Below are 13,693 nucleotides of genomic sequence, written 5' to 3' on the forward strand. Positions count from 1 at the left end.
GCTCAGTGCCAGAGAGCGCAGAAAACCGGTTATTAACAGTCAGAAATGGCCGTTGCGTATTATCAAAAAGCGGAAAGTAACTCTATAAATTAAGTAAAGCGGCGAAATAGTTTCAACAATGAAATATCCATCAAAGGGCATCTCATTCTTAATAGATTTATTAAGATCATCTTTCCAGAGAGACCTTTCATCAGGAATTAAGGAGGTTTCATTGCTTTAATGAACCTTTTGGATTAAGGGAAAACACCCTAGGATCCAATATCCACACTGCATTTGCGTTGTTTTAAGATGAGGCATTAATAAACGTTTGGAATTGTGACAGAGTGCAAATTCAGACACATAAAAAATTGTCATCGCTTGCATTGCACAGGTTTCTGGCCGAACTTATAACTATTAATTACGAAGCGCAAAAAAAATAATATTTCCTCAATTTCCACAGTGAAGTGATTAACTATGCTGATTCCGTCAAAATTAAGTCGTCCGGTTCGACTCGACCATACTGTGGTTCGTGAGCGCCTGCTGGCTAAACTTTCCGGCGCGAACAACTTCAGGCTGGTGCTGATCACAAGTCCTGCGGGTTACGGAAAGACAACACTCATATCCCAATGGGCGGCAGGAAAAAACGATTTGGGCTGGTACTCGCTTGATGACGGCGATAACCAGCAAGAACGTTTCGCCAGCTATCTGATTGCCGCTGTGCAACAGGCAACCAGCGGGCACTGCGTCATCAGTGAAACAATGACGCAAAAACGGCAGTATGCCAGCCTGACGTCACTGTTTGCCCAGCTTTTCATTGAGCTGGCGGAATGGCATAGCCCACTTTTCCTGGTGATTGACGATTACCATCTGATCACCAATCCGGTTATCCACGAATCCATGCGCTTCTTCATTCGCCATCAACCAGAAAATCTCACCCTGGTGGTGCTGTCACGCAATCTTCCGCAATTGGGCATTGCCAATCTGCGCGTACGTGAACAACTATTAGAAATTGGCAGCCAGCAACTGGCGTTTACCCATCAGGAAGCCAAGCAGTTTTTTGATTGTCGTCTGTCATCACCGATTGAAGCGACCGAAAGCGGTCGGATTTGCGATGATGTGTCCGGTTGGGCGACGGCGTTGCAGCTAATCGCGCTCTCTGCGCGGCAAAATACCCACTCGGCCCATAAATCAGCGCGCCGTCTGGCGGGCATCAATGCCAGCCATCTTTCTGATTATCTGGTCGATGAAGTGCTAGATAACGTTGATCTGGCGACACGCCATTTCCTGCTAAAAAGCGCCATTTTGCGCTCAATGAATGATGCGCTAATCACCCGCGTGACCGGCGAAGAAAACGGGCAAATGCGTCTTGAAGAAATTGAGCGCCAAGGGCTGTTTTTGCAACGGATGGATGATACTGGCGAATGGTTCTGCTATCACCCGCTGTTTGGTAACTTCCTGCGCCAACGCTGCCAGTGGGAGCTGGCGGCGGAGCTGCCAGAAATCCACCGTGCCGCCGCAGAAAGCTGGATGGCACAAGGCTTTCCCAGCGAAGCTATTCATCATGCGCTGGCGGCAGGCGATGCTTTGATGTTGCGCGATATTTTGCTTAATCACGCCTGGAGCCTGTTCAACCATAGTGAACTGTCGCTGCTGGAAGAGTCACTCAAAGCCCTGCCGTGGGATAGTCTGCTGGAAAATCCACAGTTGGTGTTATTGCAGGCCTGGTTGATGCAAAGCCAACATCGCTACGGCGAAGTGAACACCCTGCTGGCGCGAGCCGAACACGAGCTCCAGGACATCAGAGAAGGCACCATGCATGCAGAGTTCAACGCCCTGCGCGCCCAGGTGGCCATTAACGACGGTAATCCGGAAGAAGCCGAACGACTGGCAAAACTGGCTCTGGAAGATCTGCCTCCGGGTTGGTTCTATAGCCGCATTGTTGCGACCTCTGTGCTTGGCGAAGTGTTGCACTGTAAAGGTGAGCTGACCCGCTCGCTGGCATTAATGCAACAAACTGAGCAGATGGCGCGTCAGCACGATGTCTGGCACTACGCCTTGTGGAGTCTGATTCAGCAAAGCGAAATTCTGTTTGCTCAAGGATTCCTGCAAACTGCGTGGGAAACGCAGGAAAAAGCGTTCCAGTTGATTAACGAACAGCATCTGGAACAGTTGCCGATGCATGAATTTTTAGTACGTATCCGCGCGCAACTGTTATGGGCATGGGCACGGCTGGATGAAGCCGAAGCCTCGGCGCGTAGTGGGATTGAAGTCTTATCGTCTTATCAGCCACAGCAACAGCTCCAGTGTCTGGCAATGTTAATTCAATGTTCGCTGGCTCGTGGCGATCTGGATAACGCCCGTAGCCAACTTAACCGCCTGGAAAACCTGCTGGGGAATGGCAAATATCACAGCGACTGGATCTCTAACGCCAACAAAGTTCGCGTTATTTACTGGCAGATGACCGGCGATAAAGCCGCCGCAGCAAACTGGTTGCGCCATACTGCGAAGCCGGAGTTTGCCAATAACCACTTCCTGCAAGGTCAATGGCGCAACATTGCCCGTGCACAAATCTTGCTGGGCGAGTTTGAACCTGCGGAAATTGTCCTCGAGGAACTCAACGAAAACGCCCGCAGTCTGCGGTTGATGAGCGACCTGAACCGCAACCTGCTTTTACTCAATCAGTTGTACTGGCAGGCAGGGCGGAAAAGTGACGCCCAGCGCGTATTGCTGGACGCATTAAAACTGGCGAATCGCACAGGATTTATCAGTCACTTTGTCATCGAAGGCGAAGCCATGGCGCAGCAGTTACGCCAACTGATTCAGCTCAATACGCTGCCGGAACTGGAACAGCACCGCGCGCAGCGTATTTTGCGGGAAATAAACCAACATCACCGGCATAAGTTCGCTCACTTTGACGAGACCTTTGTCGAACGTCTGCTAAATCACCCGGAAGTGCCGGAACTTATCCGTACCAGTCCGCTGACCCAACGCGAATGGCAGGTGCTGGGGCTGATTTACTCCGGTTACAGCAATGAACAAATTGCGGGCGAACTGGAAGTGGCAGCGACCACCATCAAAACGCATATCCGCAATCTGTATCAGAAACTCGGCGTTGCCCACCGTCAGGCTGCGGTACAGCACGCACAGAAACTGCTGAAGATGATGGGATATGGGGTGTAAGTTTGGTCGGATAACATTCCTGCTCCGACTTACATCCCTGCATTATTCAACGCTAACTCGCGTTACATCGTCTGTTTCAGTCAGAGTAAACCGCACAGGTAAGAACCGTTCCACCACCGCGATATTGGTCAGCAGATGGCATGAGGGATGCGCGACCGTAAACGCCCCCGCACCCGCCAACGCCATGGGCAACACCAGTTGATCTGCGAGATATTCACCTACTGCCGCCGGACTTGCCAGGTAACGTTTTACTTCTTTAACCAACTGCGCTGCTACCACTTCGGCACTGACGCGCTTTTCACCGACGGCAAAAAAGCGTTCGGTAATATTTTCGCTTTCCACTTCTAGCGAGACGGTATTTCCCGGTCCCTGCTCACGCGGCAAGAGATGGATATTCTGCTCATACAGCGAAAAACTGGCTGCCAGCGCAACGAGTTCACGTTCTCCGACATGCCGCGGCACACCAGCTAATAATACTTCGCCGCGTAATCGCATAACGGTGCCCCGCTCGCCCAGTTGTAACGCGTTTAGTGATGCCACGGGCGTGACTTCCGCTACCACCACACCGCCTCCGGCAGGGTAAAAACCGTGGCGTAACAGCGTGGTTTGCTGATGAATCCCCATTTGTGCCAGCAGAGGTTCCAGCACGCGGCAGATAAAACCCGCGGGCGGCGCCGACGGGTTTTCGGTGCCACCGCTGACTTCTACGCGAGAAGGTCCATCGGCAAACCACAGCGCAGGCAACACCGTTTGCAGCACCAACATGCAGCTTCCGGCACTACCGATAGCAAAGCGATAATCGCCGCCACGCACATTACCGGGCCGGAAGACCAGGCGCTGCGAACCCAGTTCCGCGCCGTCTACTATAGCTCCGCAAATTTCCGTCGCCGCCTTTACCGCGGTCAGATGCTGGCGCAACAGCCCCGGTTTCGCCCGTCCGGCACGAATGCCTGTGATGGTAAACGGCTTACCGGTTATCATCGACAGACTTAACGCCGAGCGCAGGATCTGCCCGCCGCCTTCGCCCTGTGCACCATCCAGCGCAATCATCCTTTTCATCATTTATCCTTTTACGCACACCACCTGACGCAGGGTGTAGACGACTTCCACCAGATCGCTTTGTGCTGCCATTACTGCATCAATGTCCTTATACGCCATCGGGATTTCGTCGATCACCTCGGCATCTTTACGGCATTCCACATGCGCTGTAGCACGGATCTGATCTTCCACACTAAACAGTTTTTTCGCTTTGGTACGGCTCATCACGCGACCTGCACCGTGGCTGCATGAGCAGAAAGACTCTTCATTTCCCAGCCCACGCACGATAAAGCTTTTCGCCCCCATCGACCCAGGAATAATTCCGTACTGCCCGGCACGCGCAGACACCGCGCCTTTCCGCGTCACATAGATCTCTTCGCCAAAGTGCAGCTCTTTTTGCACATAGTTGTGGTGGCAGTTGATCTCTTCCATTGCCAGCGTTTGCGGCTGTCTCACCGTTTTATGCGTAATGCTCTGCAACGCCGATACCACGTTTTCCATCATCGCATCACGGTTGAGGCTGGCAAAAAGCTGCGCCCAGGCCACTGCTTTCAGGTAATCGTCAAAATATTCCGTTCCTTCAAGGAAGTACGCGAGATCACGTGACGGCAACGTTTCAAGCTGTTCCTGCATCTCTTTTTGCGCCAGGTCGATAAAGTAAGTTCCGATGGCGTTACCAATTCCGCGTGAACCGGAGTGCAGCATAATCCACACCCGATCCGCCTCATCAAGGCAGATTTCAATAAAGTGGTTACCCGTTCCCAGCGTTCCCAGGTGTTTATAGTTATTGGTATTCAGGAAACGCGAGTATTTTTGCGTTAACCACTGATAACCGGCTTCCAACTCGGCCCATTTAACATCGACGTTGACAGGCGGATTTTCCCATGCACCTTTATCACGTTTACAACGCCCGGTAGTACGCCCGTGTGGCACGGCAGTTTCAATTGCCTGACGCAGCTCCGCCAGGTTTTCAGGCAAGTCTGCCGCCGTTAACGCGGTACGCAGTGCGTTCATTCCACAGCCGATATCCACGCCCACCGCCGCCGGAATAATCGCCCCTTTGGTCGGGATCACGCTACCAATGGTGGAACCTTTCCCCAGGTGCACATCGGGCATCACCGCAATATGCTTGAAAATAAACGGCATCTTCGCCGTATTTATCAGTTGCTGGCGCGCATCGTCTTCTACCGGCACGCCTTTGGTCCACATTTTTACCGGGGCATTTTCAGTGGTCAGTAATTCGTAATTCATTTTCTTTTTCTCGTTTCGTTGTTTGCTGTCCTGATAATTGCAACCGTCGTGCCAGAAAATTAAATCAGCAGATTAAATCTATAATTAATTGTTTTTATTTAATTAAAAGTACAAAGTCCGTATACGGAGATTTTCTATAAAGCCACTTAACCGATAATGAAATATCGTCTTTTATAAGGATATCTAAGATGCGTAAAACAGTGGCTTTTGGTTTTGTCGGAACCGTACTGGATTATGCCGGGCGCGGTAGCCAACGCTGGTCGAAATGGCGGCCGACACTCTGTTTATGCCAGCAAGAATCATTGGTGATTGATCGACTGGAATTATTACACGACACCCGCTCACGCTCGCTGTTTGAAACGCTTAAACGCGATATCGCCAGCATTTCACCAGAAACGCAGGTTGTAGGTGTAGAAGTGGAACTCCATAATCCGTGGGATTTCGAAGAGGTCTACGCCTGCCTGCATGATTTCGCCCGTGGTTACGCTTTTCAACCTGATAAAGAAGACTATTTAATTCACATCACCACTGGCACCCACGTAGCGCAAATTTGCTGGTTTTTGCTGGCAGAAGCGCGTTACCTGCCCGCCCGACTGGCGCAAACTTCCCCGCCGCGTAAGAAAGAACAGCCGGATAGCGCAGGCGCAGTGACGATTATCGATCTCGATTTAAGCCGTTATAACGCTATCGCCAGCCGCTTTGCCGAAGAACGCCAGCAAACGCTCGATTTTCTTAAGTCGGGCATCGCCACGCGTAACCCACACTTCAACCGCATGATTGAACAGATCGAAAAAGTAGCGATTAAATCCCGCGCGCCAATCCTGCTTAATGGCCCGACCGGCGCGGGCAAGTCGTTTCTGGCACGACGCATCTTCGAATTAAAACAGGCACGGCATCAGTTTAGCGGCGCGTTTGTTGAAGTGAACTGCGCCACGCTGCGCGGTGATACCGCCATGTCGGCGCTGTTTGGTCATGTGAAAGGTGCGTTCACCGGCGCGAGAGACGCGCGGGAAGGGTTATTACGCAGCGCCAACGGCGGCATGTTGTTTCTTGATGAAATTGGCGAACTGGGCGCAGATGAACAAGCCATGTTGCTGAAAGCCATTGAAGAGAAAACTTTTTATCCGTTTGGCAGCGATCGCCAGGTGAGTAGCGATTTTCAGCTTATCGCCGGAACGGTGCGCGATTTGCGCCAGTTGGTCGCTGAAGGGAGATTTCGTGAAGACCTGTATGCGCGGATAAATCTCTGGACCTTCACTCTGCCAGGACTACGCCAGCGTCAGGAGGATATTGAGCCTAACCTGGATTATGAAGTGGAGCGCCACGCCTCACTCACCGGCGATAGCGTGCGTTTTAACACCGAAGCGCGGCGCGCATGGCTGGCTTTTGCGACATCCCCCCAGGCAACATGGCGCGGTAATTTTCGCGAACTTTCTGCCAGTGTTACGCGTATGGCGACGTTTGCCAATAGCGGACGCATCACTCTGGAAGCTGTGGAAGATGAGATTCGCCGTCTGCGCTATAACTGGCAGGAGAGTCGCCCTTCGGCACTTACGACGTTGCTGGGCGCAGAGGTGGAGAACATCGATCTCTTCGACCGAATGCAACTGGAAAACGTGATTGCCATTTGTCGCCAGGCAAAATCGCTTTCCGCCGCTGGACGTGAACTTTTTGACGTTTCGCGCCAGGGCAGAGCCAGCGTTAATGACGCGGATCGGCTACGCAAATACCTGGCGCGTTTTGGTCTGACGTGGGAATCGGTACTGACTCAGCACAGTTCCAGTTGAATATGATGGTCCGTCAGCACCTGCATCACCCCCGCAGGCGGCATGGTGTCGGTGTAAACGGCATCGACCATGCTGATGCTGCCCATGTTTACCATCGCATTACGGCCAAATTTTGAGTGATCGACAACCAGCATAACGTGGCGCGAGTTCTCAATAATGGCGCGTTTGGTGCGAACTTCATGGTAATCGAACTCCAGTAACGAGCCGTCGCTGTCAATGCCGCTGATCCCAAGAATGCCGAAATCGAGGCGGAACTGAGAGATAAAATCCAGCGTCGCTTCGCCAATGATCCCGCCATCGCGGCTACGCAATTCACCACCGGCGAGAATAATGCGGAAATCTTCTTTCACCATCAGCGTATTAGCGACATTGAGATTGTTGGTGACAATGCGCAAATTGCTGTGATTGAGCAGCGCGTGCGCCACCGCTTCCGGCGTGGTGCCGATATCAATAAACAGCGTCGAACCGTTGGGGATCTGCTCGGCCACTTTACGGGCGATACGCTCTTTTTCTTCGGTCTGGGTAGCTTTGCGATCGTGCCACGGCGTGTTAACCGAACTGGAAGGCAGCGCCGCGCCGCCATGATGGCGCAGGATCAGGTTCTGTTCCGCCAGTTCATTGAGGTCACGGCGAATAGTCTGCGGGCTGACGGAAAAATGCTCTACCAGCTCTTCGGTGCTGACATAGCCCTGCTGCTTAACCAGTTCGATAATACCGTTGTGTCGTTGTGTTTGTTTCATTTATAAATCCCTGGAATTATTTTCGTTTTCGCGCATTGAGCGAATCAACAAAAGCCATCGCTAAACCCACGGCTAACCCGGCGATGTGTGCTCCATTCGCCATCGACATCCCAAACAAATCAAACCATCCGGCAACAATCCAGATCAGCGCAAAGATGATTAACCCACGTTGCAGGTAAATACCGCTTTGCGGATCGCGCTCGCCGCGTAGCCAGACGTAGCCCATCAGTGCATAAACCACGCCGGAAAGCCCGCCAAACCACGGCCCACTGAACTTTTGCTGCACATAGCCGCTTAGCAGGGCGCTGATGAGAGTAATGACTATCAGCTTACCGCTACCGAGGCGTTTTTCCACTGCGCCACCGAGATACCACCACCAGAGCAGGTTAAAGAGGATATGCATCAGCGAGAAGTGCATTAACGCATGCGTGAAGTAGCGCCAGAACTCAAATTTCAGCGTCGGATCGAATGGCCAGGCCAGCCATAACATCACTTCCTGATCGCCAAGAATTTGCATGGCGATAAACACCAGCACGCAGGCAATCATCACTACCCAGGTGACCGGGCCTGCACGTTCACGCAAAGTGGCAAAGAAAGGAAAACGGCGATAGTGCAGGCCACTACCGGTATGACCTGACTGCCAACTGGCGGCGAGATAACGCGGATCTGCCGGGTTTTCGAGAAAACGCGCCAGCTCTGCCCGCACGCGTTCGGCCTGGGATTCATCCGCCAGCCAGACATCGCTTTGGTTATGTTGTTGAATCGTGAGGATAACGCCCTGTGTCGCCATGTAATCAACAAATGCCTGCGCCACGCGGGGGTTAGCAAAAGAGGTAATCATCAACATCGTTGCTGTCGCTTATTCCACACAAAAGGGGACAGTATAAAGCGTTACGCGCCGTAAGCCACCTCTGCGGGAAACTGACGCTGCCAGGCTTCAAAGCCACCATCGATACTGTAAACCACATCATAACCCTGTTGCAGCAGATACTGCGCCGCGCCTTTGCTGCTATTACCGTGGTAACACATCACCATTACCGGGGTATCGAAGTCATTTTCACGCATGAACGCACCCAGCGTGTCATTGGTTAGATGGAAAGCCTGCGCCGCATGCCCCATTGCGAAACTTTGTGGATCGCGAATATCGACCAGCACCGCCTCTTTTTCCTGCAACTTCTGGTGCGCGTCGGCAACGTTAATACATTCGAACTGATCCATGCGTCTCTCTTTCTTTACAAACAAGTGGGCAAAAATTTATCGCACAGTTTACGTCGGAGCGGCAGATAAACGCCATAATGTTATGCATATCACTCTAAAATGTTTTTTCAATGTTACTCAAAGCGCGTTTGTTTGCTATTATGTTCGATAACGAACATTTATGAGCTTTAACGAAAGTGAATGAGGGCAGCATGGAAACCAAAGATCTGATTGTGATAGGTGGCGGCATCAATGGTGCTGGTATCGCGGCAGACGCCGCTGGACGCGGTTTATCCGTGCTAATGCTGGAAGCGCAGGATCTCGCTTGTGCGACATCTTCCGCCAGTTCAAAACTCATTCACGGTGGCCTGCGTTACCTTGAACACTATGAATTCCGTCTGGTCAGCGAGGCGCTGGCAGAACGTGAAGTGTTGCTGAAAATGGCCCCGCATATCGCTTTCCCAATGCGTTTTCGCCTGCCGCATCGCCCGCATCTGCGTCCCGCGTGGATGATCCGCATTGGTCTGTTTATGTACGATCATTTGGGTAAACGAACCAGCCTGCCGGGATCAACCGGTTTGCGTTTTGGCGCAAATTCAGTATTAAAACCGGAAATTACGCGCGGATTCGAATATTCCGACTGTTGGGTCGACGACGCCCGTCTGGTATTAGCCAACGCCCAGATGGTCGTGCGTAAAGGCGGTGAAGTGCTTACCCGTACTCGTGCCACGTCTGCCCGCCGCGAAAACGGTTTGTGGATTGTGGAAGCGGAAGATATCGATACCGGCAAAAAATATACATGGCAGGCTCGCGGCCTGGTTAACGCCACCGGTCCGTGGGTGAAACAGTTCTTCGACGAAGGAATGCATCTGCCTTCACCTTATGGCATTCGCCTGATCAAAGGCAGCCATATTGTGGTGCCGCGTGTGCATACCCAGAAACAAGCGTACATTCTGCAAAACGAAGATAAACGTATTGTGTTCGTGATCCCGTGGATGGATGAGTTTTCCATCATCGGTACCACCGATGTGGAATACAAAGGCGATCCGAAAGCAGTGAAGATTGAAGAGAGCGAAATAAATTACCTGCTGAAAGTGTATAACGCGCACTTTAAAAAACAGTTAAGCCGTGACGATATCGTCTGGACTTACTCCGGCGTGCGTCCGCTGTGTGATGATGAATCCGACTCACCGCAGGCAATCACTCGTGATTACACGCTCGATATCCATGATGAAAACGGCAAAGCACCGCTGCTGTCGGTATTTGGCGGCAAGCTGACGACCTATCGTAAACTGGCGGAACACGCGCTGGAAAAACTGACGCCGTATTATCAGGGTATTGGCCCGGCGTGGACGAAAGAGAGCGTATTACCTGGTGGAGCCATCGAAGGCGACCGCGACGACTACGCAGCCCGCCTGCGCCGCCGCTATCCGTTCCTGACTGAATCGCTGGCACGTCATTACGCACGTACTTACGGCAGCAACAGCGAACTGCTGCTCGGCAATGCGGAGGCGATAAACGATCTCGGGGAAGATTTCGGTCATGAGTTTTACGAAGCGGAGCTTAAATATCTGGTTGACCACGAATGGGTCCGCCGCGCCGATGACGCTCTGTGGCGTCGCACGAAACAAGGCATGTGGCTGAATGCAGAACAACAATCTCGCATGAGTCAGTGGTTGGTGGAGTATACGCAGCAGAGGTTATCGCTAGCGTCATGATTTAACGTAAGCAGGCCAGGTCAGATTTCAATCTGACCTGAGACTGATGACAAACGCAAAAGCGGCCTGATGCGCTACGCTTATCAGGCCTACGTGGTTTATGCAATATATTGAATTTGCATGGTTTTGTAGGCCAGATAAGGTGTTCACGCCGCATCCGACATGAACAAAGCGCACTAATTCCATTTGGTTGTCCTTTATTATTAACGGACAGTTTAAACTGTCAGGATAAACCTATCCTCTAGATGATATCTATTCAAAATCCGTGCAATAAAAAACTGTGCAAGGCTATTGAGAATGTCAGGAGTTTGTTGATAAATTCATTATTTCATAACGTTCATTCATTAACGCTATGTAGAAACACAGAAATATGGGACTCTATCCATCGTATCATTTCGTTGTGCCTGAAGCAGACATTCTCACCGTTGATTTTTCCACATAATCCAAAACCATCAAAATAGATATCACATTTTTTATTTTGATATGAGGTGATATTCACTCGCCATCTCACATCAGTGACATTTTCTTCTTGCTCAGCATAATCCATTTGTAATAGCTCAGCAATTTTTTTACTTTCTTTATCGTCAAGATGAGTGATTTCAACCTTGTATTTATAAATTTCATTCAGCCGCTTCTCATTAATTGAAACTGGCGACTCGTAATCATGAGGATAATTTGTAATCTCTAGTTTATCTACACGATTACCTATGTGGCATAAATCGTTCACTTTGCCTTCGGCAACTGCGGATCCGGCGTAAATCATAAGCAAAACCGTTAAAGCTTTTTCTATTTTTTGTTTCATATTTTATTGAGTAACATTAACAGAGTCGTTTAGCGTTGATTTCTCCCTGTTGCCATCATCACTCCAGTCAATTGATTTATCGATATTATAATCAGGGTAAACTGCATATGATGTTGAAATATTTAACCTGTCCTCAAACGGACTTTTCACGCTCACTCTCAATAAAACAGAAACTGATGGTCCTCTGACTTGATTCTCTATATCCGGGCAACGAAAAGCATAATATTGGTACAAGTCAAATTCATTTTCTGAATAATACTCAGACAAATTAATTCCGGGGTTAATTTGCTCTCTTTCACAAGCTAATGTGTAATGCAGGAAAGGCGGTGAAATACTCTGGTGGGCAGCATTACTCTCAGGAAGAAAGAGTAAGCAACTGCTGATAGGTAATAAAATCTTCATATCCATATCTGCCCCCTGTTTACTTTATTATTTAATATCTGATAACGTTTTATACAGCGGCACATAACCAACATCATCTACCAGGCTCTGCCCTTGTGGCGTTAAAAACCACTCCACCAGTTTTTGTGTTTCTGACGTTGTATTTTCCCGCGTCACCATGAACGCATCGACGATGTACGGATATTTGCCGTTGCGAATGTTTTCCGCAGTCGGCGCAATGCCGTTAATCGCTAATAATTTTATATTCTTATCAGCATTCATTTGCGTGGCGTAATAGCGGAAGGTGTAACCAATTGCGTTGTTTGTATTACGGTATTCGGCAACGACTTTAATCATTCCTTCCATCACACTTGCTACTTCTGTTTCCTGCGGAGAGATCATGCGGATATTTTTCATGACCTGTGATTGCATCACCGTCTGACTACCCGAGTCTTCCGGGCGTTGCCAGGTCTGGATCTCCTGATCATTACCGCCAACCGTGCGCCAGTTGGTAATTGCGCCACTGAAGATGTCACGCACTTGTTGTTCAGTCAGGGAATTAACCGGGTTATCCGCATTGACGATGAAAACAAATGCTTCGCGAGCAAAAGGTGTGTACATCAAAGTAACACCTGATTCCTCTGCACGTTTTTTCTGCCCACCGGAAGGTTGAGCCACAAAAATAATATCAGCGTCTCCCTTAACGATTTTGTTATACGCCTCCGGCGTGCGAGAGTTCGCCAAATATTCCCGGGTGTGTAAATCTTCCGGTATTACGCTTAACGCATAAAATGCAGAGGCATAAATTGGGTACGCTGCCGTAGCGCCATCGAGTCGCGGCCAGTTTTGCGTAAACTGGATTTGTGGTTTACCACGCAGTGGCGTCAATTGATTATTGAGTTTATCGAGTTGCCAGGCCCAGGTATCAATATTTTCGCGTACACCAACGCCGGGATTGAGCTGTTTATATAAATAAGCCTGATAACCAGCGACAAAACCAAGCATGAGAAGGATAAACAGGAGAGAATTACGGCAACGTAGCCCGGATGTGCCGGTTAAAGAATGTCTGGTTGGCCAGGCGTATCCCAGCGAAAAACTGATATGCGCCCCAACGGGAATTATGACTATCCACCAGAACTCACCACCAACTAATGAGACTAACAAAACGCCCAGCCAGGGAAGCATAAGGTTTGCCAACCAATCTGCTCCCATCTGGCGAAATTGATAATCTGCCAGATGTAGCGTGATTATCCAGCCAACCAGGATTAATAGTGCCGGTAACAGAAAAAAGCATTGTCGCCAGGCGGCTATTTCTCTTTTTTCTGGAGCGCTATCGCCCGCCCATACTCGCCCCGAGAAAAATAGCATTATCGCGCCCAGCGCCAACATAAAAATGTTAAGCAGAAGGTAAATTGTTGGCGTGAAGAGTAAATTGCAAACCTCAAGAATGGCGGTAAGTCCGACCCCCAGCATGGCAACAACCGCTGCCAAAAATTGCGTCAGTATGGGGATGCCGAAAAAAGTCATTACCAGCGAGGTCAAAATCCATTTTCCGTTTTGCATATTATTCATCCTTGCTGTTACTGCGCTTTATTTTGCACCGATGGCTAAAAGCGGGCT

At 50.1% G+C, this 13,693-nt stretch carries 11 protein-coding genes; 3 read left to right on the plus strand and 8 right to left on the minus strand.

The annotated features are described in order from the left end of the window. The first annotated feature begins 453 nt into the window (after window positions 1-453). Window positions 454-3,159: an HTH-type transcriptional regulator MalT gene (gene malT, locus C0K55_RS11540; protein ID WP_000907051.1), complete on the plus strand. Its 2,706-nt coding sequence runs from the start codon at window positions 454-456 to the stop codon at window positions 3,157-3,159. A gap of 42 nt (window positions 3,160-3,201) precedes the next feature. On the opposite strand, the gene rtcA is transcribed toward malT, so the two are convergent. Beyond that, the gene (gene rtcA / locus C0K55_RS11545) at window positions 3,202-4,218 is read right to left on the minus strand and encodes an RNA 3'-terminal phosphate cyclase (protein ID WP_001517239.1); all 1,017 of its coding nucleotides are present in this window, start codon (window positions 4,216-4,218) and stop codon (window positions 3,202-3,204) included. Window positions 4,219-4,221: 3 nt separating this feature from the next. Then, window positions 4,222-5,448, minus strand: a complete 1,227-nt coding sequence (rtcB, locus tag C0K55_RS11550) for an RNA-splicing ligase RtcB (protein ID WP_105266383.1) — start codon at window positions 5,446-5,448, stop codon at window positions 4,222-4,224. Window positions 5,449-5,636: 188 nt separating this feature from the next. Here rtcB and rtcR point away from each other — a divergent pair, with 188 nt between their 5' ends. After that, a complete protein-coding gene (gene rtcR / locus C0K55_RS11555; protein WP_105266384.1) occupies window positions 5,637-7,235 on the plus strand; it encodes a DNA-binding transcriptional regulator RtcR in 1,599 nt (532 codons plus the stop codon). Here the strand turns inward: rtcR and C0K55_RS11560 are convergent. The 3 genes from C0K55_RS11560 to glpE are packed head-to-tail and all read right to left on the minus strand — an operon-like array spanning window position 7,217 to window position 9,193. Further along, a complete protein-coding gene (locus tag C0K55_RS11560) occupies window positions 7,217-7,975 on the minus strand; it encodes a DeoR/GlpR family transcriptional regulator (protein ID WP_000815101.1) in 759 nt (252 codons plus the stop codon). The genes rtcR and C0K55_RS11560 overlap by 19 nt on opposite strands. Before the next feature lie 16 nt (window positions 7,976-7,991). Beyond that, the gene (gene glpG / locus C0K55_RS11565; RefSeq protein WP_001517241.1) at window positions 7,992-8,822 is read right to left on the minus strand and encodes a rhomboid family intramembrane serine protease GlpG; all 831 of its coding nucleotides are present in this window, start codon (window positions 8,820-8,822) and stop codon (window positions 7,992-7,994) included. A gap of 44 nt (window positions 8,823-8,866) precedes the next feature. Further along, complete coding sequence (gene glpE / locus C0K55_RS11570) at window positions 8,867-9,193, minus strand: thiosulfate sulfurtransferase GlpE (RefSeq protein ID WP_001517242.1); 327 nt, start codon at window positions 9,191-9,193, stop codon at window positions 8,867-8,869. Window positions 9,194-9,384: 191 nt separating this feature from the next. Between glpE and glpD the strand changes: the two genes are divergently transcribed. Beyond that, window positions 9,385-10,890, plus strand: coding sequence for a glycerol-3-phosphate dehydrogenase (glpD, locus tag C0K55_RS11575; RefSeq protein WP_085449348.1), 1,506 nt, complete (start codon window positions 9,385-9,387; stop codon window positions 10,888-10,890). A 337-nt stretch (window positions 10,891-11,227) separates the two neighbouring features. Here glpD and C0K55_RS11580 read toward each other — a convergent pair whose 3' ends face one another. From C0K55_RS11580 to C0K55_RS11590, 3 genes are read right to left on the minus strand one after another with little or no spacing between them, the layout of a single operon-like run. Beyond that, window positions 11,228-11,692 (minus strand): hypothetical protein, encoded by a 465-nt coding sequence (locus C0K55_RS11580; protein WP_105266385.1) that lies wholly within the window; start codon window positions 11,690-11,692, stop codon window positions 11,228-11,230. Between the two features lie 3 nt (window positions 11,693-11,695). Continuing rightward, the gene (locus C0K55_RS11585; RefSeq protein WP_105266386.1) at window positions 11,696-12,100 is read right to left on the minus strand and encodes a hypothetical protein; all 405 of its coding nucleotides are present in this window, start codon (window positions 12,098-12,100) and stop codon (window positions 11,696-11,698) included. Window positions 12,101-12,121: 21 nt separating this feature from the next. After that, window positions 12,122-13,636 (minus strand): PstS family phosphate ABC transporter substrate-binding protein, encoded by a 1,515-nt coding sequence (locus C0K55_RS11590; protein WP_123058145.1) that lies wholly within the window; start codon window positions 13,634-13,636, stop codon window positions 12,122-12,124. Window positions 13,637-13,693 lie beyond the last annotated feature (57 nt).

The organism is Escherichia sp. MOD1-EC6098, assembly GCF_002965865.1.
GTDB classification, from domain to species: domain Bacteria; phylum Pseudomonadota; class Gammaproteobacteria; order Enterobacterales; family Enterobacteriaceae; genus Escherichia; species Escherichia marmotae.

Coding starts and splice junctions, on each gene's coding strand:
- malT (WP_000907051.1), top strand. CDS start 454: ATGCTGATTCCGTCAAAATTAAGTCGTCCGGTTCGACTCGACCATACT.
- rtcA (WP_001517239.1), bottom strand. CDS start 4,218: ATGAAAAGGATGATTGCGCTGGATGGTGCACAGGGCGAAGGCGGCGGG.
- rtcB (WP_105266383.1), bottom strand. CDS start 5,448: ATGAATTACGAATTACTGACCACTGAAAATGCCCCGGTAAAAATGTGG.
- rtcR (WP_105266384.1), top strand. CDS start 5,637: ATGCGTAAAACAGTGGCTTTTGGTTTTGTCGGAACCGTACTGGATTAT.
- C0K55_RS11560 (WP_000815101.1), bottom strand. CDS start 7,975: ATGAAACAAACACAACGACACAACGGTATTATCGAACTGGTTAAGCAG.
- glpG (WP_001517241.1), bottom strand. CDS start 8,822: ATGTTGATGATTACCTCTTTTGCTAACCCCCGCGTGGCGCAGGCATTT.
- glpE (WP_001517242.1), bottom strand. CDS start 9,193: ATGGATCAGTTCGAATGTATTAACGTTGCCGACGCGCACCAGAAGTTG.
- glpD (WP_085449348.1), top strand. CDS start 9,385: ATGGAAACCAAAGATCTGATTGTGATAGGTGGCGGCATCAATGGTGCT.
- C0K55_RS11580 (WP_105266385.1), bottom strand. CDS start 11,692: ATGAAACAAAAAATAGAAAAAGCTTTAACGGTTTTGCTTATGATTTAC.
- C0K55_RS11585 (WP_105266386.1), bottom strand. CDS start 12,100: ATGGATATGAAGATTTTATTACCTATCAGCAGTTGCTTACTCTTTCTT.
- C0K55_RS11590 (WP_123058145.1), bottom strand. CDS start 13,636: ATGCAAAACGGAAAATGGATTTTGACCTCGCTGGTAATGACTTTTTTC.